Source organism: Aeromonas sp. QDB39, from assembly GCF_027707585.1.
In the GTDB taxonomy this organism is placed as follows: Bacteria; Pseudomonadota; Gammaproteobacteria; order Enterobacterales; family Aeromonadaceae; genus Aeromonas; species Aeromonas hydrophila.
Map to the genome: position 1 here is coordinate 1 of NZ_JAPCIV010000009.1, position 20,923 is coordinate 20,923.

General features: G+C 66.1%; 24 protein-coding genes. 4 read left to right on the forward strand and 20 right to left on the reverse strand.

The window, feature by feature from the left end; translation table 11 throughout:
* Positions 1–24: 24 nt before the first annotated feature.
* From PG899_RS06730 to PG899_RS06815, 18 genes are all read right to left on the reverse strand, one after another.
* Positions 25–324, reverse strand: coding sequence for a DUF2541 family protein (locus tag PG899_RS06730; protein WP_333563630.1), 300 nt, complete (start codon positions 322–324; stop codon positions 25–27).
* A 164-nt stretch (positions 325–488) separates the two neighbouring features.
* Entirely contained in the window at positions 489–1,715 is a 1,227-nt protein-coding gene (locus tag PG899_RS06735) for a beta-ketoacyl-ACP synthase (protein WP_029299249.1), read from the reverse strand.
* Positions 1,712–2,437 carry a 3-ketoacyl-ACP reductase FabG2 gene (locus PG899_RS06740; RefSeq protein ID WP_077095650.1) on the reverse strand — a complete coding sequence of 242 codons (726 nt, stop codon included), beginning with the start codon at positions 2,435–2,437 and terminating at the stop codon, positions 1,712–1,714. Before PG899_RS06740 ends, PG899_RS06735 begins: the two co-directional genes overlap by 4 nt.
* Positions 2,438–2,446: 9 nt before the next feature.
* Positions 2,447–2,908 carry an ApeP family dehydratase gene (locus PG899_RS06745; RefSeq protein WP_029304317.1) on the reverse strand — a complete coding sequence of 154 codons (462 nt, stop codon included), beginning with the start codon at positions 2,906–2,908 and terminating at the stop codon, positions 2,447–2,449.
* Positions 2,901–4,085, reverse strand: coding sequence for a beta-ketoacyl-[acyl-carrier-protein] synthase family protein (locus PG899_RS06750; RefSeq protein ID WP_077095651.1), 1,185 nt, complete (start codon positions 4,083–4,085; stop codon positions 2,901–2,903). Before PG899_RS06750 ends, PG899_RS06745 begins: the two co-directional genes overlap by 8 nt.
* Entirely contained in the window at positions 4,082–4,639 is a 558-nt protein-coding gene (locus PG899_RS06755) for a DUF3261 domain-containing protein (protein WP_077095652.1), read from the reverse strand. The genes PG899_RS06750 and PG899_RS06755 overlap by 4 nt, the downstream gene beginning before the upstream one ends.
* A complete protein-coding gene (locus PG899_RS06760; protein ID WP_077095653.1) occupies positions 4,636–6,984 on the reverse strand; it encodes an MMPL family transporter in 2,349 nt (782 codons plus the stop codon). The genes PG899_RS06755 and PG899_RS06760 overlap by 4 nt, the downstream gene beginning before the upstream one ends.
* Before the next feature lie 50 nt (positions 6,985–7,034).
* On the reverse strand, positions 7,035–7,649 hold the full coding sequence (locus PG899_RS06765; RefSeq protein ID WP_077095654.1) for an outer membrane lipoprotein carrier protein LolA: 615 nt from the start codon (positions 7,647–7,649) through the stop codon (positions 7,035–7,037).
* The gene (locus tag PG899_RS06770) at positions 7,646–8,086 is read right to left on the reverse strand and encodes an acyl-CoA thioesterase (RefSeq protein WP_016351786.1); all 441 of its coding nucleotides are present in this window, start codon (positions 8,084–8,086) and stop codon (positions 7,646–7,648) included. Before PG899_RS06770 ends, PG899_RS06765 begins: the two co-directional genes overlap by 4 nt.
* The gene (locus PG899_RS06775; RefSeq protein WP_077095655.1) at positions 8,083–9,645 is read right to left on the reverse strand and encodes an HAL/PAL/TAL family ammonia-lyase; all 1,563 of its coding nucleotides are present in this window, start codon (positions 9,643–9,645) and stop codon (positions 8,083–8,085) included. Before PG899_RS06775 ends, PG899_RS06770 begins: the two co-directional genes overlap by 4 nt.
* A complete protein-coding gene (locus PG899_RS06780; protein ID WP_077095656.1) occupies positions 9,632–11,335 on the reverse strand; it encodes a glycosyltransferase family 2 protein in 1,704 nt (567 codons plus the stop codon). Before PG899_RS06780 ends, PG899_RS06775 begins: the two co-directional genes overlap by 14 nt.
* The gene (locus tag PG899_RS06785) at positions 11,332–11,703 is read right to left on the reverse strand and encodes a 3-hydroxyacyl-ACP dehydratase FabZ family protein (protein WP_077095657.1); all 372 of its coding nucleotides are present in this window, start codon (positions 11,701–11,703) and stop codon (positions 11,332–11,334) included. Before PG899_RS06785 ends, PG899_RS06780 begins: the two co-directional genes overlap by 4 nt.
* Positions 11,687–13,057 (reverse strand): AMP-binding protein, encoded by a 1,371-nt coding sequence (locus tag PG899_RS06790; protein ID WP_077095658.1) that lies wholly within the window; start codon positions 13,055–13,057, stop codon positions 11,687–11,689. The genes PG899_RS06785 and PG899_RS06790 overlap by 17 nt, the downstream gene beginning before the upstream one ends.
* Complete coding sequence (locus tag PG899_RS06795; RefSeq protein WP_179101339.1) at positions 13,054–13,641, reverse strand: hypothetical protein; 588 nt, start codon at positions 13,639–13,641, stop codon at positions 13,054–13,056. The genes PG899_RS06790 and PG899_RS06795 overlap by 4 nt, the downstream gene beginning before the upstream one ends.
* A 19-nt stretch (positions 13,642–13,660) precedes the next feature.
* A complete protein-coding gene (locus PG899_RS06800) occupies positions 13,661–13,909 on the reverse strand; it encodes an acyl carrier protein (protein WP_011707160.1) in 249 nt (82 codons plus the stop codon).
* A gap of 3 nt (positions 13,910–13,912) precedes the next feature.
* A complete protein-coding gene (locus tag PG899_RS06805; protein WP_029299230.1) occupies positions 13,913–14,179 on the reverse strand; it encodes a phosphopantetheine-binding protein in 267 nt (88 codons plus the stop codon).
* Positions 14,180–14,196: 17 nt separating this feature from the next.
* On the reverse strand, positions 14,197–14,955 hold the full coding sequence (locus tag PG899_RS06810; RefSeq protein ID WP_077095661.1) for a lysophospholipid acyltransferase family protein: 759 nt from the start codon (positions 14,953–14,955) through the stop codon (positions 14,197–14,199).
* Positions 14,940–15,653: a beta-ketoacyl synthase chain length factor gene (locus PG899_RS06815; protein WP_077095662.1), complete on the reverse strand. Its 714-nt coding sequence runs from the start codon at positions 15,651–15,653 to the stop codon at positions 14,940–14,942. Before PG899_RS06815 ends, PG899_RS06810 begins: the two co-directional genes overlap by 16 nt.
* 176 nt (positions 15,654–15,829) lie before the next feature.
* Here PG899_RS06815 and PG899_RS06820 point away from each other — a divergent pair, with 176 nt between their 5' ends.
* The 3 genes from PG899_RS06820 to PG899_RS06830 are packed head-to-tail and all read left to right on the forward strand — an operon-like array spanning position 15,830 to position 17,652.
* Positions 15,830–16,294: a hypothetical protein gene (locus PG899_RS06820; protein ID WP_011707164.1), complete on the forward strand. Its 465-nt coding sequence runs from the start codon at positions 15,830–15,832 to the stop codon at positions 16,292–16,294.
* An 18-nt stretch (positions 16,295–16,312) separates the two neighbouring features.
* Positions 16,313–17,389: a methyltransferase gene (locus PG899_RS06825; RefSeq protein ID WP_077095663.1), complete on the forward strand. Its 1,077-nt coding sequence runs from the start codon at positions 16,313–16,315 to the stop codon at positions 17,387–17,389.
* A 47-nt stretch (positions 17,390–17,436) separates the two neighbouring features.
* Positions 17,437–17,652 carry a hypothetical protein gene (locus PG899_RS06830; RefSeq protein WP_017409353.1) on the forward strand — a complete coding sequence of 72 codons (216 nt, stop codon included), beginning with the start codon at positions 17,437–17,439 and terminating at the stop codon, positions 17,650–17,652.
* Between the two features lie 45 nt (positions 17,653–17,697).
* Here PG899_RS06830 and PG899_RS06835 read toward each other — a convergent pair whose 3' ends face one another.
* Together PG899_RS06835 and PG899_RS06840 are read right to left on the reverse strand one after the other, a co-directional pair.
* Positions 17,698–18,453: a DNA/RNA non-specific endonuclease gene (locus tag PG899_RS06835; RefSeq protein WP_011707167.1), complete on the reverse strand. Its 756-nt coding sequence runs from the start codon at positions 18,451–18,453 to the stop codon at positions 17,698–17,700.
* A 242-nt stretch (positions 18,454–18,695) separates the two neighbouring features.
* The gene (locus tag PG899_RS06840; RefSeq protein ID WP_077095664.1) at positions 18,696–19,673 is read right to left on the reverse strand and encodes a cytochrome-c peroxidase; all 978 of its coding nucleotides are present in this window, start codon (positions 19,671–19,673) and stop codon (positions 18,696–18,698) included.
* Positions 19,674–20,122: 449 nt separating this feature from the next.
* Here PG899_RS06840 and PG899_RS06845 point away from each other — a divergent pair, with 449 nt between their 5' ends.
* Complete coding sequence (locus tag PG899_RS06845) at positions 20,123–20,848, forward strand: carbonic anhydrase (protein WP_103828069.1); 726 nt, start codon at positions 20,123–20,125, stop codon at positions 20,846–20,848.
* The last annotated feature ends 75 nt before the right edge of the window (positions 20,849–20,923 follow it).

Below are 20,923 nucleotides of genomic sequence, written 5' to 3' on the forward strand. Positions count from 1 at the left end.
GTTAGAAAGCCCCAAGTGTAACTATCACCTGGGGCTGGGGAAGTTGTGGCCTAATGGCTTATTTGGGCAACAACGCCATTTCCACCCCGACTCCTGATCCTCTTTCAGATCCTTGTCGAAATAGAGGGTCTTGCTGCGATCATTGCCATAAAACACCTTGACCCGCTCCAGGGTCAATTCCCGCCCTGCCTTGACCATGATGGATTTGGTCGGCCGGCAGGCGAGCATGGGAATGATGGCGGGATGATCGCCGACCCCGAGCAGAATGGTCTTGCCCAGCCGAAATTCATCATCGGCCATGGCGGGGGCGGCCAGCGCCCACAACAAGCCGGATAACAGAACGCCCTGCAGAACGCGCAGCCGCGCGGCGGCACAAGAAAAACCAGATAACAAAGACATGATGCCTCCCGAAAAAAACGGGGGACATATTAATTCATCAAGGCTAAACCCAGCCTGTACCGGCGCCCTGCCAGGCAGGGCACCGATACTCAGGACCAGCGTTTGAAGATGAGGGAGGTGTTGATGCCGCCGAAGGCGAAGTTGTTGGACATCAGGTACTCCACCGCCAGCGTGCGGCCGCTGCCCACCACGTGATCGAGCGGGGCGCAGGCCGGGTCCGGCTCGGTCAGGTTGATGGTGGGGGCAAACCACCCCTCCTGCATCATCTCGAGCGCCAGCCAGGCCTCGATGGCACCGCAGGCCCCCAGGGTGTGGCCGAAGTAGCTCTTGAGCGACGAGATGGGGGTACGGTCACCGAAGATGGCGGCGGTGGCGTGGCTCTCGGCGATGTCACCGCGCTCGGTGGCGGTGCCGTGGGCGCTGATGTAGCCGATGTCGGCGGCCGTGAGCCCGGCCTGGGCCAGCGCCATCTCCATGCAGAGCTGCATGGTCTCCTGCTGGGGCTGGGTCACGTGGGCAGCATCGCAGTTGGTGGCAAAGCCCACCAGCTCGGCGAGGATGGTGGCGCCGCGCGCCTGCGCATGTTCCAGCTCCTCCAGCACCAGGGTACCGGCCCCCTCGCCTATCACCAGCCCGTCCCGCTGCCGGTCAAACGGACGCGGTGCCAGTTCGGGGTTGTCGTTCATCTGGCTGGTGGCAAACAGGGTATCGAACACCACGGCCTCCGACGGGCAGAGCTCCTCCGCCCCGCCGGCCACCATCAGGGTCTGGTAGCCGTGCTTGATCGCCTCATAGGCGTAGCCGATGCCCTGGCTGCCGGAGGTGCAGGCGCTGGAGGTGGGGATGACCCGCCCGCGCAGGCCGAAGAACAGCCCGGTGTTGACCGCCGCCGTGTGCGGCATCATCTGCACATAGGTGGTGGCCGTGATGCTGGCGGTGCTCTTGTCGTTGAGCATGACCCCGAAGGCGCGGATGGGGTCCGTGCTGCCGGTGGAAGAGCCATAGGCGATGCCGGTGCGCCCGTCAGTGAGCGCCGGGTTGTCCAGCAGCCCCGCCTGCGCCAGCGCCAGCTCGGTAGCGACGGTCGCCAGCTGGGACACCCGCCCCATGGCGCGGGTCTTCTTGCGCGGATAGTGGGCCGGCAGCGTGAAGTCCGGAATGGGGGCCGCCAGCCGGGTGTTGAGGCCGTCGTAGATGGCCCACTCCGGCATGTTCACCACGGCGTTGCGCCCCGCCTGCAGGCGGGCCCGCACGCTCGGCCAATCCTGCCCGAAGGCGGTCACCCCGGCCATGCCGGTCACCACGACCCGCTTCATACCATGCCTCCGTTGATGGAGATGACCTGGCGCGTGACATAGCCGGCAATGTCGGACATCAGGTAGGAGACCAGCCCGGCCACCTCGTCGGCCTGCCCCATCCGCTTGAGCGGGATCAGCTTCAGCGCCTCCGCCTTCACCTCTTCGTCCACCATGCCGGTGTCGATGAGACCGGGGGCCACGCAGTTGACCGTGATCTTGCGCTTGGCGAGCTCCAGCGCCAGCGCCTTGGTGGCGCCCATGATGCCCGCCTTGGCGGCGCTGTAGTTGACCTGGCCCCGGTTGCCCATCAGCCCGGACACCGAGGAGATGGTCACGATGCGCCCGCCACGGCGCAGGCCGATCATCGGCATGATGCAGGGCTTGAGCAGGTTGTAGAAGCCGTCCAGATTGGTGTGCAGCACCCCGTCCCACTCCTCGTCGGTGAGGGCGGGGAAGGCGCCGTCACGGATGATGCCGGCGTTGCAGACCACGCCGTAATAGGCGCCGTGCTCGGCCATGTCGGCCTCCAGTTGCGCGCGGCAGCCCTGCCGATCGGCGATGTCGAACTGGAGCAGGCGCCCCTGCCCACCGGCCGCCTGCAGGCTGGCCAGGGTGGCTTCGGCCCCGGCCCGATCGCTGTGGTAGTGCACCACGATGGAAAAACCGTCGGCCGCCAGCTTGAGGGAGATGGCGCGGCCTATCCCCTTGCTGGCGCCCGTGACCAATACGCTAGAGATCATGAAGCTTCCTCAGGCTAACAAATCGGACAATTCGCCGGGGCTCGGCTGGTAGGTGGAGAGTCGCGCCTGGGCGCACTCCTCCCCCGCCAGCAGGATCCGGCAATCAAAACTGGCCATGCCGCCGTCTTGCAACAGGCAGCACGCCTCGATGGTGAGCAGGCTACCGGCCGCAAAGGCGGGGCGCAGGCAGCGATATTTGCGACTGCCGAGCAGCATGCCGATACGCACCGGCTCGCCGCGCAGCCGCCCCTGCATGCCGGCCCAGGCGGCGATGGTCTGGGCCATCAGCTCGATGCCGACCCAGCCGGGCAGGTTGCCCTCGCCATCCAGCAGCAGGGCATGACGGGCACCGATGCGGGTCTCGCAGCGCGCCTGCTGGGCATCCGCCGCGCAGAGCCGGTCCAGCAGCAACATGGGGGCCTGGTGGGGCAACAGGGTCTCGATGGCGGGCAGTGAACTTGGCTCATTCATGGTGGACGCTCCCAAGCAGCAGGCTGACATTGTTGCCACCGAAGGCAAAGGAGTTGGAGAGCACCCGGGGCGCCGCCAGCGGCACCTCGCCGTTCACCAGCCGGATGGGCGCCAGCGCCGGATCCGGCGTCGTCACCCGCTGGGGCGGCAGCGGCAGAGCGCGCTCCAGCAGCAGGCAGGCGAGTGCCGCCTCGATGCACCCCGCCGCCCCCAGGGCATGGCCGGTGAGCGGCTTGGTGGAGCTGCAGGGCACCTCGGCACCAAACAGCCGATGCACCGCCTGACTCTCCATGGCGTCGTTGAGACGGGTGGCGGTGCCGTGCAGGTTGACGTAGCCCACCTGCGCCGGCGTCAGGCCCGCCTGGGCCAGCGCCATCTGCATGGCCGCCTCGGCGCCGATACCGTCTGGATGGGGCGCCGAGATGTGCCAGGCATCGGAGGACTCCCCGGCTCCCAGCAGCGCCAGCGGCGCAGGCATGCGGCTCAGCAGGAACAGTGCGGCCCCCTCGCCGATGTTGATCCCCTGGCGCACCTCATCAAACGGCTGGCAGCGCGCACAGCTGAGGGACTCCAGGCTGTCGAAGCCGTTGAGCGTGAGCCCGCACAGGCTGTCGGCGCCGCCCACCAGCACGGCGTCCACCAGCCCGGCCGCCAGCAGCCGCTGGCCGCTGATGAAGGCGCGCGCGCTGGAGGAGCAGGCGGTGGAGATAGTCCAGGCCGGCCCGGTCAGGCCGAGGTGGCGGGCCAAAAATTCCGACGGCGAGCCCAGCTCCTGCTGGCGATAGTCAAAGGCGGGCGGCACGGCCTCCCCGCGCCGGGCAGCCGCCACCGCCAGCTCGGCCTCACCGATCCCGGCGGTGCTGGTGCCAAGCACCAGCCCCACCCGCGCAGGGCCATGTGCCGCCAGCGCCTCGTCGAGGGCGGGCCGCACCTGGGCCAGCGCCGCCAGCAGCAGCTGGTTGTTGCGCGAGGCGTAGGGGGCCAGCGCCGCCGGTATGGCCGGCAACTCGCCCTCCACCCGTCCCACCGGGGTCTGGCGGCCATCCAGCAGCGGCGCCCGGTGGCGATCCAGCGGGCTCACGCCCGACAGCTGCCAGGCCAGCAGCGCCTCGGCGCTGGCATCACGCCCGATTCCCAATGCCGAGACGAGGCCATAGGCGGCGATATAACAGCTCATTGGCTCAGGGTCTCCAGTTGCAGGCGATAGTGGAATACGTGCTGCTGCAGGCCGACCGGCTCGCGCACGCCGTCGACGTCGCGGTAGCGGATCTCGGTGACCAGAGTGCCGTCGGGGGCGCGCAGCCGGCGCAGCGGCCCTTCGTCGCGCAGCGTCCAGCCCGGTGGCAGCTGTGGCTGCCAGCTGGCGAGCGGCCAGTAGCAGAGCATCACGTCCGCCAGCACCTGGCTCACAGGCGGCATGCCGGTAGTGAGCAGCGGGCTGAGCTGGCGAGTTGAAATCCCCTGCTGGTCATAGCGCACCAGGAACAGCCGCACCCCGCTCGGGGTCAGCCCCACCAGGGTCAGCTGGCGGCCGTCGGCCTCCAGCACCGTCATCAGCTGGTGAGTGCTCTCCCCCACGCTGGCGGTCAACAGCTGCTGGCGATAGAAGGGGGCGGCCAGCACGGGGGCCGGCAGCGTCATGACGGTCCCCTTGTCGAGATAGGCGGTGGGGGTCGGCTGGCTGCTGCAGCCTGCCAGCAAGAGAATGATAAAGGCGAACAGTGGTCTCATGGTTGCTCCTGCTCCCGGTGGCCCTGGCATGCCGGCTTGTCCAATCCCTGTTTATCCAGCACCAGAGGCGACAACAGGAAGGCGGTAAAGATACCGCCACTCAGCACCAGACCAAAGCCCGCGATGGCAGAGGTGTGGCTCAGCGCCAACAAACCGAACGAGAGCTGGGTGGTCAGGTTGGCCAGCAGGATGGCGAACATGGTCGAACGCTGGCGCAGGGGATCCCCACCGCTGTAAGCGAAGAAGAGGCTGTAGTCGATGCCGATGCCGAAGATGAGGCTCATGGCCAGCACGCCGAACAGGGTGAGCGGCTGGCCGCAGGCAGCCAGCAGGGCCAACCCCGACCCCAGCGAGAACCCGCTGATCAGCAGGATCCGCCCCCCCTTGCGCCAACCGAAGCGGGCCCACAGCAGCCCCCCCACCAGGGCGATCGCCACCAGCAGCAGTTCGGTCAGTTTGACCCGGTAGTGGGCGAACAGCTGGCTCCACTGATTGCGCGGATCCTGCCAGAACACCCCCTCCTGCCCCTCGGCCAGGGCCGCCACGGCAACTGCATCGGTCACGCCGTTGACCGGCAGCCAGAGCGCCACCCGGCCATCGGCCATGGTATGCCACAGCAGCCGGCTGCCCTCGCTGACCGGGCTGGCCAGCCACTGCTGCGGGGTCAGAGGATGCCAGGGGCGAGGCTCGGCCTTGACCGGCACCCCGGCCTGGTTGAGCCGCGTCACCACCTCCGGCAACAGGCCCGTGAGGGCGGCGTGATCCGCCTGCTGCCGCGCCAGCGAGGGTAGCCACTGGGCCAGTGACACGAAGCCCGTCAACTGACCCTCTGCCTTGGCCTCGGCCAGTTTGCGGCTCATGGTCTCGAGCCGCTGCAACGCCGTTTCACCGTCGGCCGCCGTCACCAGGAAGCCGGTCATGCCCCCCTGCTGGCCGGTGAGGCGCTGGATCTGCCGCTCCTGGGCCTGCAGCTCGACGGGCAGCGGTTGCAGGCGGGCGATGTCGTCATCGACGGCCAGCCGGCTCAAGCCCGCGCCGATCAGGGTCAGCCAGAGCAGGGGCACGCCCCAGCGCAAGAGACGCCACTCGCGCCACCATCTGAGCCAGAGCGCCATCGGCACCAGCACACGGGCCTCCCGCTGGGGCAACTCCCCGAGCCAGAGCGGGTACAGGCAGAGCACGGTGATGAACGACGCCGTCAGCCCCACCAGGGCGCACAGGGCCATCTGCTGCAGGCCGGGGAAGGGGGCAAGCCAGAGCAGGCCATAGCCGACCAGGGTGGCGAACAGCGCCATCGAGAGGCTGGGCAGCAGGCGGACACGGGTCTGGTGCGGGCTCTCCCGCCGGCCATGCAGGCGCCGCTCGGTCAGGAAGTGGATCCCGTAATCTATGATGCCGACCAGGCTGGAGCTGATAACCAGGGTAAACATGTGCACCTCGCCAAACCACAGCAGCACCGCCAATACCCCCCAGGCGAGGCCGACGGCGATGGGCAGCAGGGAGATCCAGAGCGCCCGCAACGAGCGAAACGCCAGCCACATCAGCAGCAAGACCCCGACCGTGGAGCCGAGCCCTATGGTGGAGATGTCCTGCTGGGCCAGCTCGCTGGCATGCTGGCTGTAGAAGAGGGTGCCACGGCGCAGCAGCTCCACCCCCGGAAACTCGGTCTTGAGGCGTTGTTCCGCCTCGTTGAGCCGGCTCAGCAGCTCGCTGTTGCGGGCAAGGTCGAAGGCCGACAAGTCCAGCTCGGCGCGCAGCAGGTACCACTGCCGCCCGGCCTCGTCCCGGCTGATCAGCCAGCCGTGATCGAGGCGCAGGGGGCTGGCCATCTGCCCCTGCACCGCGGCCCGGGTCAGCAGCAGGGGATCGGCCTGCCACTCGGTGCGGGAGACGCCGCCAAAGGGGCTGTAGATCTGGCCGAGCACCCACTGGCTCCAGGCCTCTGGCCCCGCGGCCAGGCGCGCCCGGCTGCCCTCGTCGAGGCGCTGCCAGCCATAGTCATAGATGAAACCTTGCCAGGCGGCGGCCAGCTCCGGCTGGGCGGCGCGCACCGCGCTGAGCTCGGGCAGGGACTGCAGGTCTTTTGCCCACGCCTGCGCCGCGGCCAGCCCATCCTGCCCTGCCGGCAGGCTCAGCATCCAGACCAGCTGCCTATCGACCTGACGCAACAAACCCTCACGCAAGGCGGGATCCAGCGCGGATCGCTCCTCGTGGGGCAGCAGATCCATCAGGCTGGTGTTGATGCGGCTGTGGGAGAGTTGCCAACCGAGCAGCGCCAGCGCCAACGCGCTGAGCAGCAGCCAGAGCCAGGAGAGCCAGCGCCAGGTGGTTTCAGCTTGCAGCAAGAGGGGCTCTCCTCGTCCCGGCGGGGGCGCCGCGCTGGCGCGTCATCGTGCTAGTGGGCAGCAAAGCGGGCCTGCTCCTCAGGGGTTAATGGCAGGGAGCGATCTTGCCAGGCCGTGAAGCGGATGCGGGTGCTGTCACCCTGCTTGTCGGCGATGAGCAGCTGATCCAGCTGCCCCTGCCCGCTCAGGGTGAGGCTGGCAAACACCTTGTCGAGCGGTGCCAGGGTCGGCACCAGCACCAGCTGCCAGCCCGCCTCCGTGCTGTCAAAATCGATGCTGAAGTAGCGGCTCAGAGTCGCCTCGTCCGAGCCGAACAACGCCAGCAGCATCTGGCTGAACTCCAGCAGCTGGGGGTTGTCGATGACGGTGGCGGGCTGGCCCGCCATCTGCTGCACCATGCGCGTCGGCGTCAGGACCAGGGTCAGCGGGAAGGGTTTCTGCTGCTGCCACCAGAGCCCCTGATCGCGCACCAGCAGCAGCTCGCCGGAGGCTTTGAGCGGCTGGCTCAGCCCCGCCACCTGCTTCTCCTGCTCGAAACTGGCCTGCTTGGCCTGGTTCAGGGCGAGCAGCTGCTGCACCTCGGCCCGGCTCAGGGGCGCCGCCAGCAGCGGCCATGTCAGCAGCAGGATCAGACTGGCCAGCAGCGGCCTTGTCAGCCGGCTCATTGGCTCACCCCCAGCTTGTCCAGCAGCACCTGGGGCGAGGCCAGACACATCTCGCCGCTCGCCTTGCTGACCGCCACCTGGATGCTGTAACCCTTGCTGGTGCGGGTGCCGCTCGCGGCGTCGCTCAGCAGGTAGTCGATCTTCAGGCGATTCTGGTACTCGGTCAGGGTGGCGCGCACCCGTACCCGCTGGCCGAAGCGCAGCGGCGCCAGGTACTTCATCCGGGTGTCGATGATGGGCCAGAGGTAGCCGGAGGCCTCCATTTGCGGGTAGTTGTAGTCGATGAGATCGAGCAGGGCGCAGCGGGCCAGCTCGATGTAGCGAAAGTAGTGGCCGTGCCAGGCAACCGCCATCATGTCCACATCGTGGAATGGGATGGTCACCTCGACTTCGGCGCTGATCTGCCAGGGTTCAGGCGTAGTCTGGATACGGCTCATAGTGAAGATTCCTGATAGAGGGGATAGTGACGCTGGCGAATGCGGGCGATCAGCGCCCTCAGCTCGGGCTCGAGCCCCCGATCTTCCAGCAGCGGGGCAAACTCGGCCCGCACCTGCGCGACCATGGCGGCCAGCGCCGTACCGAGCGGGCGGGTGAAGGGGGTAGGCCGGGCGAGACGCAGCTCGACACCCTGCACCGCCGCCAGCAGGCAGGCGGCCGCCACCTGCTCGGTCAGGGTCAGCACCCGCAGCGCATCACGCGCCGCTATGGTGCCCATGCTCACCTTGTCCTGGTTGTGGCACTCGGTGGAGCGGGAGAAGACACTGGCAGGCATGGTCTGCTTGAGCGCCTCCGCAGTCCAGGCCGAGACACCGATCTGCACCGCCTTGAAGCCGTGGTTGATCATCTGCCGCTCATCCGGCGCGCCGGAGAGGTTGCTCGGCAGGCCGCCGTTGAACTTGCTGTCCACCAGCTGGGCCAGCTGGCGATCCAGCAGGTCAGCCAGGTTGGCGACGGCCGCCTTCATGCTGTCCATCGCCATGGCAATGTGGCCGCCGTAGAAGTGGCCGCCGTGCATCACGTGCTCCTCCTCGCCGTCGATCAGCGGGTTGTCGTTGGCGCTGTTGAGCTCGTTTTCGATGAGCTGACGCCACCAGGGCAGGCTGTCGGCCACCACCCCGATGACATGGGGGGCGCAGCGCAACGAGTATCTGTCCTGCAGCCGGTTGCTGTGGCGCGGCAGCTCGCCGGCCACCAAGTCTTCCCTCAACCAGGCCGCGATCCCCTGCATGCCGGGATGCGGCTTGGCGGCAAACAGCCGCTCGTCGAAGTGGAAGGCGTTGCCACCCATGGCGACGCTCACCAGGGCGGTGATCCGGGTCGCCAGCCGCATCAGGTAATCGGTGCGGGCATAGGCGAGGCAGGCCAGCGCCGTCATCACCGAGGTGCCGTTCATCAGCGCCAGCCCCTCTTTCGGTCGCAGGGTAAGGGGGGTGACCCCCAGCTCCTGATAGACCTCGGCGGCGGGGCGCAGGCGGCCCTGCTGATGGAGCTCGCGCTCCCCCACCAGCACGGCGGCGACGTAGGAGAGCGGCGTCAGATCGCCGCTGGCGCCCACCGACCCCTCTTCGGGAATGCGCGGCACCAGATCCTGCTCCAGCAGCCAGCAGAGCCGCTCGAGCAAGGCCGGGCTGACCCCGGAGACCCCCTGCGCCAACGAGCAGAGCCGGGTCGCCAGCACGGCGCGCGCGGCATCGAGCTCGAGATCCGCTCCCAGCCCGCAGCCGTGAAAACGGGTCAGGTGCAGCGGCAGCTCAGGCACCAGCTCGGTTGGCACTGGCCGGGTCACCGAGTCGCCGTAGCCGGTGGTCACCCCGTAGATGACCCCCTCCTCGGCCAGCAGCCGGTCGAGAAAGTCGGCGCCCCGCTGGATGCGGGCCATGAAGGCGGGATCCGGATTCAGTGCGGGGGTGGCGCGCCCTTCGGCCAGCGCCACCACGTCCTCTATGGTCAGCGGCTCGGCGCCGAAGGTGACCCTTCTCATCTCACTCTTGTTCATCGGTCAGCTGCCAGAAATCAAAAAAGTTGAACCAGTCCAGCGGGGCCTGCAGGCAGTGATGCTGCAGGCGATCGGCATAGGCCTGCACGCGGGACGCAAGAATCTGCTGGCGCCCCTGCCGTGGCAGGGGTTGGCCGTCGGCAAAGGGCTCGAAATGTACCCGAAAGCGGCCCTGCTCCTTGAGGCCGAACATCAGGTAGACCGGGCAGCCCAGCACGCTGCTGAGCACGAAGGGCCCGAGCGGAAAGGGCGCCGGCGCGCCGAGAAAGTCGGCCCAGATCACCCGTTTCTCCCGGGTCACCGAGGTGCGATCGCCGACGATCACCACCCACTCCCCCCGCTCCAGTTTCTCCTTGAGCAGGATGGCGGTATCGGCCCCCAGCTCCTGCACCTGGATGAGATTAAGGTGCGAATCCGGATTGATCTGTTTGAGCAGGGCGTTGAAGCGGGCCGCATGGCGGGTGAACACCAGCGCATTGATGCGCAGCCCCTGCTTGCGGCTGCCCAGGGCGCGGCACAGCTCCAGATCGCCGAGGTGGGAGCCCAGCAGCAAAACCCCCTGACCGCTGTTGATGGCCGCCTGGTAGTGCTCCGCCCCCACCAGTTCCACCTCTTGCTCGGTGATGTCGCCGCGCCAGCCCGCCAGCTTGTCGAGCGCCGCCTCGCCAAAGCGCAGGAAGTGGCGAAAGCTCGATCTCGGCTCAGGGGGCAACGTCACACCGCTCGCATCGGCGAAGGACTCGAGGCGGGTCAGATAGGCTTGGGATGCCTGGCGCTGGGCCCGACCGGTCAGCCAGAAGTAGCCGATGACCGGGTAAAGCAGCAGGGAGAAGCCGCGCCGCCCCAGCAGGCGATAGCTGGTCAGCATGATCTGCATGCCGAGCAGCGATCCCCGCTCCGGGGTGCGCGACCAGTGGGTGCGCCGCTCGCGCCACAGCTGCGCCGCCCGGGCGCAGAGGCGGCGGGGCCAGCGGCCGATGCGCAGCAGCTGATCCCACAGCAGGCGGCACACCAGCCGGGTGTGCATCCAGGAGATGTCGCGGTTGTCGCGCCAGAGCTGGAAGTGGGAGCTGCCATCGGCGGGATAGATGACCCGGGTCGGTACGAAACGCACCGCCACCCCGGCCCAGTAGAGGCGCACCATCACCTCGGTGTCGAAATCCATCCGCCGACCCAGCGCCACCCGATCGAGCAGCGCGCAGGTGGCCGCCAGCGGATAGACCCGAAAGCCGCACATGCTGTCCTTGATGGCGAACGACAGCGTCTCGATCCAGACCCAGACATGGGTGATGTAGCGGCCGTAGAGGCGCCCCTTGGGCACGGAATCATCGTAGAGCGGGCGGCCGGAGACAAGCGCCGCCGGGTGCTTGCCCGCCTCGGCCAGCAGGGCCGGAATGTCCGCCAGATCGTGCTGGCCGTCGGCATCCACCTGCAGGGCGTGGCTGAAGCCGAGTGCATGGGCGCGGCGCAGCCCCGTCATCACGGCGCCGCCCTTGCCCTGGTTGTGGGGGTGGCGCAGCAGGGTGACCCAGGGGTAACGCGCAGCCAGCGCAGCCAGCTCGGCGGCGGCGACCGGCTCGCTGCCATCGTCGATCAGCAGGCAGGGCAGCCCGTATTCGGCCAGCCGTGCCAGCACGGCGGCCAACGGCCCGGCGTGGTTGTAACAGGGGATGAGAATGCAGGGCGTCATGGGATCAGTCGCACCCGTCCGCTGCTCGCCGGCTCATCGCCGAGCAGATAATGAAAGAGAAGCTGGCCCTTGTCCGCCTGCCACTGCAGGTGCAAGCTGCACTCGGCCCCGGGGCGCAGGGGGCGCTGGAACTTGAGCTGATCCACCCCGTGAAACGGCTGCGCCAGCTTGAGCAGGCTGGCGGCATAGTGCATCACCCAGTGGATCTGGGTCACCCCGGGCAGCAGGGGCGCACCGGGAAAATGGCCTGCAAACCAGGGCAAATCGGGATCGAGCCGCAGTTGCAGGCGCACCCCGTCGGCCAGCGTCTCGCAGGCCAGCACGGTGGGCAAGGTGTTCGCTGGCAGAGAGTCAACCGAGAGGCGCATCGAACAGCTCCTTGAGTTGTGGCCAGGGGCGCTTGCCCTGGGTGTTGACGGGCATCTGCTCGACCCGGCGCACGCTGCGCGGCAGGGCGACCGGCTCGAGCCAGGGACGCAGCTGCTGGCGCAGGGCCAGCAGGAAACGCCCGGGCCCCAGCTCAGCCCAGCGGGCGGCGCCCAATTCGCTCAGCACCAGCACGGCGCCGAGGATCTGGCGCTGGCCCTGTTGCAGCGGCAGCACGGCGGCTGCCTCCACCTCCGCCAGTGCCTGCAGGCGCGCCTCCACCTCGTCGAGGGAGATGCGCTTCTCCTCCAGCTTGACCACCCGATCCTGGCGGCCCAGCAGCTCGAAACCGCCCTCGTGCAAGGCGATGCGATCGGCGCAGGCCAGCCACTCCGCCGTCGGCAGGAAGGGGGAGCGCAGCAGCAGGCTCTGATCCGGGCCGACCCGCACCTCGACTCCGGGTAGCGTCGTCCAGGGGGTATGTACCAGGTGGCGCTGGCGCCAGCCGATGCCGCCGGTCTCGCTGCTGCCGAAGATCTCCACCGGCAGCTGACCGAGCAGCTGTCTGGCCTGCTGGGCATCGCCCGGCTGCAGGGGACCGCCGGAGGAGACGATCAGCCGGCAGCCCGCGGCAGCAATGGCCGGGTCGAGCCGGCTCAGAAACGCTGGCGAGGCGATCAGGCACCAGGGGGCCGTTTGCAGCGCCAGCTGCTCCGGGTAGTCGATGCTGCGGCGATCAAAGGGGAGACCGAGGCTGAGCGGCAACAGAATGCGAAACAGCAGGCCGTAGATGTGCTGGTGACTGACGCTGGCCAGCACCCGGGTGCCCGCCAGCCGCTCGCCCCACAACGCCATCTGCACCCGCAACTCCGCCTCCAGCTGGGGCCAGGCCTTGGGGATCGCCTTGGGCTCGCCAGTGGAGCCGGAGCTGAACAGGGTGAGCTCGAGGAGCTCGGGCGGCTGGACCGCCCCGTCTGCCTCCGGTTCGTCATCCGCCACCAGCAGCGGCAGCCTGAGCTGCGCCGCCGTGAGCGCCGTCCCCGGCAGCTCGCCGTCGGTGAGCAGGCCGTCGAACTGACTCTGCAGCGCCTGCAGACCGGCCAGCCGCTGATGACCCGGCAGGATGGCCTGGTGCCCGCCGAGGGCGCAGGCAAGCAATGCCTGGGCAAACAGCAGGCTGTCATCGAAACAGAGCGCCCAGCGCATGCTTGGCCGCTCTGGGCCGGCCAGACGGGCCATGGCCCACGCCAGTTGCTGGCTGCCGCGGCGCAGCTCGGCCAGGGTCACCTCGCCATCCGGGCCGAACGCCACCACGCTTTCGCCGTCCCGCTGCCAGATAGTTTGCAGCAGGGTCATGGGGCCTGCCTCTTGAGCAGGCGGCGGCGCACCAGATACTCAGCGCCCATCAGACCGCCCATCAGGGCGTAGCTGATGAGGCCGTTGTAGAGGCTCCAGAGCGCCAGATCCCCGTGCCAGATGGTGAAGGCCGCCAGCGCGCCGTTGATGACGAAGAAACCGCACCAGACCTGGGTCACCCGCCGGGTATAACCGATGGCTGCCGGCGGCAAAGCGGGATCCTGCAGGCGGGCCAGCCGCTCCACCAAGCTCATGGGACGGGTCAGGCTCCAGCCGAACAGGCAGAGCAGCGCCAGGCTCACCGCCAGCGGGTAGTAGAGCAGCCAGTGCCGGGCACTGAACAGGGCCGACAGCAGGGTCAGCCCCAAGCCGATGCAGGCCAGCAGGCGGCCCAGCCAGAGCCACTCCGGCAAGGGGCCGAGCCGAACCCGCCCCTTGAGCAGGCCGGGCAAGAGCCGCAGCGAGAAGATAAGCAGCAGACCGAGCAGCAGCGGGGTCTGACCGGCGTGGGTCAGCCCCCAGTAGACCGCCAGCGGGTAGAGCAGCAGGGCACCACCGGCCAGCCAGGAGAGCCAGCGCATCATGGCAGGGCACGCACCGGCATCAGGCGTCGGCCAGCAGACGCTCGACCGCATCCACCACGTCGTTTACGCTGCGCACCGACTTGAACTCTTCCGGCTTGATCTTCTTGCCGGTCAACTTCTGCAGGTGCACCACCAGATCGATGGCGTCGATGCTGTCGAGCTCGAGATCCTGATAGAGACGGGCCTCGGGGGTGATGGCCTCTTCGTCGACCTCGAACAGCTCGACGAGGGCAGCCTTGATCTGGGCAAAGATGTCGTCACGGGTCATGGCTCAGGCCTCCCCTTTCGACTGGGCCTGCACCAGGGCGACCAGGGCCGTGACGGAGGCAAAATGACGACGGGTGTTTTCATCCTCGGCGGAGAGCACGATGCCGTAGCGGCCCTTGATGGCAAGGCCCAGCTCCAGCGCATCGATGGAGTCCAGCCCCAGGCCGTCACCGAACAGCGGCGCCTGACTGTCGATGTCGTCAGGGGTGAGCCCCTCGAGGTTGAGGCTGTCGATGATGAGTTGTTTTATCTCTAGATGCAGGTCTTGCATAACTGTTCCACATACTGTCATTGGGGCCCCGGTTGCAGGGCCTGGGTGAGAAACCGGGTCAACTGGCGGGCGGCCAGCGCACTGCTCTGGCCGGTGGCGACCACCTCGTCCGCCGCCACTTGCTGCAGGAATTCTATGGTGAAAATCGGCTTATTTTCCGGGATCTTGAACCATTTGTCCTGCTTGGTAAGAAATCGGGTGCTGCAGTGGATCCGCACCAGTTGCAACGGCACCTGGCTGCGCACCGCCAGCTGGGCCGCACCGCGCTGCAGCTTGATGGGTTCGCCCGGGGTGGTGCGGGTTCCTTCCGGGAACACCAAGAGCAGGCCGCCCACCCGGATCCGCGCCTGGCACAGGGCCAGCAGATCCTCCCCTGCCACGTTGGGCAGGTAGTCGGCGGCCCGCACCACGCCGCCGATGAAGGGGTTGCGCCAGAGGGACTGCTTGACGATGCAGTCGCACACCGGCATCTCGGCCGCCAGCATGACGTAATCGAGCAGGCTGGGGTGATTGGCCACCACCAGGGCGCCGCGCAAGTGGGTGGGCATGCCGCTCACGCGGTAATCGAGCACTCCCCAGCCGCGCAGCACGCCGAGAAACAGCCGAAAGCTGTGGCGAATGGTGAGCTGGGCCAGGGTACGGCGCCGCTCGCCGCGCAGACAGAGCGCCAGCAGCGGAAACCAGAACAGGGAGAGCAGCAAGCCCCCCACCCCGAACAGGGTGAAGCCCAGAGCCGTGCCGATAAGTCGCCAGCCCCGGTTCAGCAACGCTGCCATCTCCACTCCTGACGGTCATCAGCGAGGATCAGGGTCGGCTCGCCTCGCAGCAGGGCACGCCAGCAGGCCAGACTCTGCGGCAGCGGGCGGGCGGCCGACGCGGCGGTGCGACGTGCCCCCGCACAGTGCCACTGGTCGCCCGCCGTCAGCACCAGCCCCAGCGCATGGGGTGGCGCCTCCTCCGCCAGCCAAGGGCGGTGAAACGCGGGCACCGGCCCCTCGAAGGCCACCAGCAACACCCGACGGGCACCGGCCTGCAGGGCGCAGACCGCTTCGGTCAGACCCGCCATCAGGCTGTTCTCCCCCGCGGCCAGCGAGGTCATGGGGATGGCGGCCTTGCCCTGAATGGAGCAGAGTCCGGCGGCAGTGTTGTGCACCGACATGGAGAAATCGGTGGGCGACAACGCCTGCCCGTCCGCCAACGCCTGCAGCAGGGTCATGGAGCGGGCCAGCTCGCCGTGGCGGCTGACGAAGACGGCACTGTCTGTCTGGTGGCGGGCCAGCAGGCTCAGCCCCACCTGCACCGCCAGCCGGGCCCCCTGACTCAGGCGGCGCGCCATCATCATCGGCAGCAAGGGGGTGGCGGGAAACGGCGGGTCGACCGGCCAGCGGCCCTGCTGCGCCCACGCCTGCCAGGCAGCCTCATCGGCCAGACCGGGTGACAGGGCCTGACTATCCAGCAGCGAGAAAGAGAGCATGTTTCGGGCAACCTGTCCTTACATCGATGGGTGGACGCGAAGACGATAAAAGGCACTCACCCGGCGGGCAGTGCCTGCTCCACGACATTGAATGGCGTCATCGGCTTAATACCGGCGGATAATACCATTATTCATCAAAAATAATAGCCAGCGCAGATTATCAACCGCCTTGGTGATTGAAAATAAACTATTTGTGTTGTCTCATTGCCACGCCCAAATTGATGAATATCCTTCCCAAGGAAAATATTATGAAACTCATTAATAAAATATCCCTGCTGCTGGCCTGTGCCCTGCTTGCCGCCTGCTCCACCAGCCAGCCAATTCGCAATATGGCAGCCAATCCGGTGCCCTTCAATCTGACCGAAGAACAGGTAGCCAATGCCATTATTACGGCCGGCATCAGCAAGAGCTGGGTAATGCGCCAGGAGCAGCCAGGACTAATTCGAGGCCAGGTCAATGTGCGCCAGCATCAGGCGGTGATCAATATTCCTTATAGCGCTCGCGATTATTCCATTAATTATGTGAGCAGCGTCAATCTGGACGACAAAGGCAAGGGCAGCATCCACCGCAGTTATAACCGCTGGGTACTGGGTCTGAACCAGGCCATTCAGGCGGAACTCGCCCGCACCCAGAGCCGCTGATCCGGCAGGAGCCACCCCGTGAATCACTATCAGGCGGATCCCTACAACGCGCTGGAAGCCATCAGCGAGGCCCAGAAAATTGCCTTCGGGCCCATGCTGTTTCAGGCCAGCTGGTGCCTGCGTGAAACCGGGGTGCTGGCTTATCTCGAGACCCGCGGCTCGCAGGGTGCCGCGCTGGCCGACATCGCCCAGGCGTGTCAGCTCAGCGAATACGGCGCCGGCGTGCTGCTGGACATGGGGCTCGGCGGCGGGCTCTGCTATCTGAGCGAGGAGCACTATGTGCTGGGCCGGGTCGGCAAATACCTGCTGCACGACGCCATGAGCCGGGTCAATCTCGACTTCACCCAGCACGTCTGCTATCAGCCCCTCGCCCACCTGCTCGACGCCATCCGTGACGGCACCCCGGCCGGTCTGCAGGAGTTCGGCCCCTGGCAGACCCTCTATCCGCACCTGAGCGAGCTGCCCGAACCGGCCCGCCGCAGCTGGTTCGCCTTCGATCACTTCTACTCCGACTGGGCCTTCCAGCAGGCCCAGGACAAGGTGTTCGGCTACGAGCCGCGCCACCTCTACGATCTGGGCGGCAACACCGGCAAGTGGGCCATCGCCTGCGCCAGGCGGGATCCGGCGCTGCAGGTCACCATCCTGGATTTGCCCGAGCAGCTGGCGCTGGCCCGCTGCAACATCGAGGAGGCGGGGCTGGCGACGCGGGTGCATGGCCACCCGGTGGATCTGCTGCAGGCAGGCCCCCTGCCCGGCGAGGCGGATATCTGGTGGATGAGCCAGTTTCTCGACTGCTTCAGCCACGCGCAGATCGTCGCCATCCTGAACCGGGTCCGGCTGGCCATGAAACCGGACGCCCGGGTCTGCATCCTGGAGCTGTTCTGGGACAGACAATCCTTTGAAGCCGCCAGTTTCAGTCTCAACGCCACCTCCCTCTACTTCACCTGTCTGGCCAACGGCAACAGCCGCTTCTACCACTCCAAACAGCTGTACCAGTGCCTGCGCGAGGCCCACTTTCACGTGGAGGCCGAGCACGAGATCCCGGGGCCGGGCCACACCCTGCTGGTTGCCCGCCCGTTGCACACGAGGCCATAATGCCGCCATCGGCATGGAGATGATGATGAAACGAGAAGGAGCACGGCATGAGGCGTGACTGCATGACCCTGATGGCCCTCGGCTTGACCCTGGGCAGCCTGCTCGGCGGCTGCGCCGACATCAAGGAGGCGGGCAGAACCGTGGGGCACACCACTCGCAACGTGACCCGCGAGATTGGCCACACCACCCGCGACGTGACCCGGGAGATCGGCCACGGCACCCGGGATACCGTCAAGAAGGTCGGGGATGAACTGAGCAAATGAAAACAGGGGCCGCGGCCCCTGTTTTCATGGTGCTCATGACCTGGCTCAGTTGCCCCACATGGCCATCAGCTGAGACTCCATGGCCTCTTCCTGCTCATCCGGCAGCTCGGCGAAGAAGTCCAGTCCAGTCTGCTCCTCCACCGCATCCACCGTCACTATGTAGTCTGCCAGCTTGCTGGCCGACACGTTCTGCTGCGGCAAGATGAAGGCGATCGCCTCCTTGTTGGCCACATCCATCACCACCCGGTAATAGGCGTGGGGCACGGTCACGCCGTTGCCGATGGAGGCATCGGAGTTGGTGAAGATGGGGCCGGTGATCACATAGACATCCTGATAGGCGATGGCCCACTGCCGGGTCTTCTCCTCCAGGATGCGCCAGGCCCCCTGGTTGAGCGCCGGCAGCTGCGGGGTCATGTTGGTCAGCAGAAAGCTCTGCTTCATGGTGGTGGCGGTGGAGCGCATGTCCGCCGCCGGCGCCTGGTGGCCACGGTCATAGCCAGAGCCCTTGTAGTCGGCCAGGGTGGCGCGGAACTGCACCGGCACCTCCTTGTCCTCGGCAAAGGCATCCTTGCGCGGCACCTGGCCCTGGGCGCTGGCGGCCGTCATCCGGTAAGAGACCCAGTCAGAGACCTTGGTGTCGTAGTTGTAACCGGCGGCATAGCCGTCACGGCACAGCAGTTGACTGGATTGGCTGGGCACCCCGAGCTTGACGTGATCCTTGCATTGGAAGCCCGCCGCCAGGCTCGGGAAGGTGGTGAGAGTGAATCCGATAGCCAGAACTAATTTATTGATATTGTTCATTATTATGCCACTCCTTGTATTAGGCGGAGTGATTTGACACCAGGTCGGATGAGTAAGGCAATCGAACAAATTGTGAGCGTGTCGGAAATGTGAAGAGGGCTGCAAATCGGTAAAATCGCCGCCGCCAGCTGGGGGATTGTCATCCCTTTGTCATTGTGTAGTGCAGTAACTTCGAGAGGCTTATCAGATAGATAGGAACAAAAAAGCGGAGCCGGTGGCTCCGCTGCAATCATCACTCCCGCTCAGCTCTTGACCTGAGGCCTGGGGGTATCGGGTTGGGAGGGCGGCAGAATAGGCAACACTATCTGCGGCTGCTCGCCGGTCAGGCTCTTGAGGTAGGCGGTCATGTCGTCCGCCTCCTGCTCGCTCAGGGTCTGGCCGAGCTGGATGTCAGCCATGATCTGCACCGCCTCCTTCAGATCCCACACCGAGCCGTCGTGGAAGTAGGGGTAGGTCAGCTCGATGTTGCGCAGGGTCGGCACCTTGAACCAGCCGATGAACTGCTTCTCGCCGGTCACGGCGCCGCGTCCCTGGGCCGGGTTGTCGGTCTTGAACGGCTTGACCAGCCCCATCTTCTGGTAGGAGTTGCCGCCGATGGCCACCCCGTTGTGGCAGGCGGTGCAGCCCTTCTCCTTGAACAGCTGATAGCCCTTCAGCTGCTGCGCGGTCAGCGCCTTGGCATCCCCCTTCAGCCAGCGATCGAACGGCGCATTGGGGGTTACCAGGGTCTCCTCGAAGGCGGCGATGGCATCGGTCACCTCGTCGATGCCGAAGTCTGCCTTGCCGTACACGGCGCTGAACCGGGTCCGGTACTCGGGCAGGGTGTGCAGGGTTTCCACCGCCAGCTTGTGGGTGAAGGCCATCTCCAGCGGGTTCTCGATGGGGCCCGCTGCCTGCGCCTGCAGATCCTTGGCGCGCCCATCCCAGAACTGCACGAAGTTGAGGCTGGAGTTGAGCACGGTGGGCGAGTTGATCGGCCCCTCCTTCCACTTGTGGCCGAGGGAACTGACCTGGTTGTCTACCCCGCCGGTCGCCAGGTTGTGGCAGGAGTTGCAGGAGATGGCGTTGGATTTCGAGAGCCGCGGCTCGAAGAACAGCATCTTGCCCAGCTCGACTTTTTCCGGTGCGCTCACCTTGGCCGCTTCCACCGGCTGGATCGGCTCGTTCGCCCACCCCATCCCTGGCAGGCCCAGCGCCAGCAACAGACAATATTTATTCATTTTTTCTCTCTCCCTTGTGGCTGTGCATAACAGCAGCCTCAGCCTGCCCGGGAAAGTCTGTGCGTTATTTGCTCAAGATCAAATGAGACCAACAAAAACCACATTAAAAACAATGAATTAATATATTACAGACGGACTGGTGGCGGGGACTTGCGCGGCAAAAAAGAGCTGAATTCCGATGAGTGAATTATGAGCAAATTCATCTGCGATAACAGCCAATTAATTAGATTGCTGTCATTGAATAAAGCGATTATTCAATATGCAGGCGTGACCGCCCATTATTTAGATTCATATTAAATACATCATAAATATCGTCGGCGATCACCCAACCAATAATAAAAATACCGTCTGACCTTCTGTATCCCGCAATTCAGATGATGCCTTCCGTTATTTCCTCGTCAATGCAGGAAACGGATCGCCGTGCTTTTCAATCAAGATAAGGATGCATGATGAGAAAGTCCCTGTTGGCCGCCGCCCTGTTGCTCTGCCCCGCCGCCTTCGCCGCCACCCCCCATTGGGAATACAGCGGTGAGGCCGGCCCGGCGCAGTGGGCCAGACTGACCCCGGAATTTGGCCAGTGCGCGGGCAGCAACCAGTCGCCGGTCAACCTCGACGGTTTGGTCGAGGCCGAGCTGGCCCCGCTGCAGTTTCACTACCTGGCGGGGGGCCGCAGTGTCACCAACAACGGCCACACGGTGCAGGTCGACTATGCCCTGGGCAGCAGCCTTGAGCTCGACGGCATGCGCTTTGAGCTCAAGCAGTTCCACTTCCACGCCCCCAGCGAAAACCTCATCAAGGGCCACTCCTATCCGCTGGAGGGGCACCTGGTGCATGCCAACGCCAAGGGTGAGCTGGCGGTGGTGGCGGTGATGTTCGAGCCGGGCCAGGCCAATGCTGCCCTGAGCCAGGCCTGGCAGCTGCTGCCAGCCAAGGCGGGAGAGAGTCACGCCTTCAAGGAACCGATCTCGGCCGAACAACTGCTGCCCGCTAAACGCGACTACTACCGCTTCAGCGGCTCGCTGACCACCCCACCCTGCTCGGAAGGGGTGCGCTGGCTGGTGATGAAGCAGCCGGTGCAGGTGAGTCAGGGCCAGATCGACGCCTTCAAGGCGGTGATGCACCACCCCAACAACAGACCCGTGCAGCCGCTGCACGGTCGGCTGGTACTGCAATAACGCCCCCGGCCACTCACAAAGCCGAGATGAAAAAAAGAGGGCCCACGGGCCCTCTTTTTTTGTTGCAACAGCGGA

Bases quoted from the DNA above. Each gene is read 5' to 3' on its own strand.
- PG899_RS06735 (WP_029299249.1), bottom strand. From the start codon at position 1,715: ATGAAGCGGGTCGTGGTGACCGGCATGGCCGGGGTGACCGCCTTCGGG.
- PG899_RS06740 (WP_077095650.1), bottom strand. From the start codon at position 2,437: ATGATCTCTAGCGTATTGGTCACGGGCGCCAGCAAGGGGATAGGCCGC.
- PG899_RS06745 (WP_029304317.1), bottom strand. From the start codon at position 2,908: ATGAATGAGCCAAGTTCACTGCCCGCCATCGAGACCCTGTTGCCCCAC.
- PG899_RS06750 (WP_077095651.1), bottom strand. From the start codon at position 4,085: ATGAGCTGTTATATCGCCGCCTATGGCCTCGTCTCGGCATTGGGAATC.
- PG899_RS06755 (WP_077095652.1), bottom strand. From the start codon at position 4,639: ATGAGACCACTGTTCGCCTTTATCATTCTCTTGCTGGCAGGCTGCAGC.
- PG899_RS06765 (WP_077095654.1), bottom strand. From the start codon at position 7,649: ATGAGCCGGCTGACAAGGCCGCTGCTGGCCAGTCTGATCCTGCTGCTG.
- PG899_RS06770 (WP_016351786.1), bottom strand. From the start codon at position 8,086: ATGAGCCGTATCCAGACTACGCCTGAACCCTGGCAGATCAGCGCCGAA.
- PG899_RS06775 (WP_077095655.1), bottom strand. From the start codon at position 9,645: ATGAACAAGAGTGAGATGAGAAGGGTCACCTTCGGCGCCGAGCCGCTG.
- PG899_RS06780 (WP_077095656.1), bottom strand. From the start codon at position 11,335: ATGACGCCCTGCATTCTCATCCCCTGTTACAACCACGCCGGGCCGTTG.
- PG899_RS06785 (WP_077095657.1), bottom strand. From the start codon at position 11,703: ATGCGCCTCTCGGTTGACTCTCTGCCAGCGAACACCTTGCCCACCGTG.
- PG899_RS06790 (WP_077095658.1), bottom strand. From the start codon at position 13,057: ATGACCCTGCTGCAAACTATCTGGCAGCGGGACGGCGAAAGCGTGGTG.
- PG899_RS06795 (WP_179101339.1), bottom strand. From the start codon at position 13,641: ATGATGCGCTGGCTCTCCTGGCTGGCCGGTGGTGCCCTGCTGCTCTAC.
- PG899_RS06800 (WP_011707160.1), bottom strand. From the start codon at position 13,909: ATGACCCGTGACGACATCTTTGCCCAGATCAAGGCTGCCCTCGTCGAG.
- PG899_RS06805 (WP_029299230.1), bottom strand. From the start codon at position 14,179: ATGCAAGACCTGCATCTAGAGATAAAACAACTCATCATCGACAGCCTC.
- PG899_RS06810 (WP_077095661.1), bottom strand. From the start codon at position 14,955: ATGGCAGCGTTGCTGAACCGGGGCTGGCGACTTATCGGCACGGCTCTG.
- PG899_RS06815 (WP_077095662.1), bottom strand. From the start codon at position 15,653: ATGCTCTCTTTCTCGCTGCTGGATAGTCAGGCCCTGTCACCCGGTCTG.
- PG899_RS06830 (WP_017409353.1), top strand. From the start codon at position 17,437: ATGAGGCGTGACTGCATGACCCTGATGGCCCTCGGCTTGACCCTGGGC.
- PG899_RS06835 (WP_011707167.1), bottom strand. From the start codon at position 18,453: ATGAACAATATCAATAAATTAGTTCTGGCTATCGGATTCACTCTCACC.
- PG899_RS06840 (WP_077095664.1), bottom strand. From the start codon at position 19,673: ATGAATAAATATTGTCTGTTGCTGGCGCTGGGCCTGCCAGGGATGGGG.
- PG899_RS06845 (WP_103828069.1), top strand. From the start codon at position 20,123: ATGAGAAAGTCCCTGTTGGCCGCCGCCCTGTTGCTCTGCCCCGCCGCC.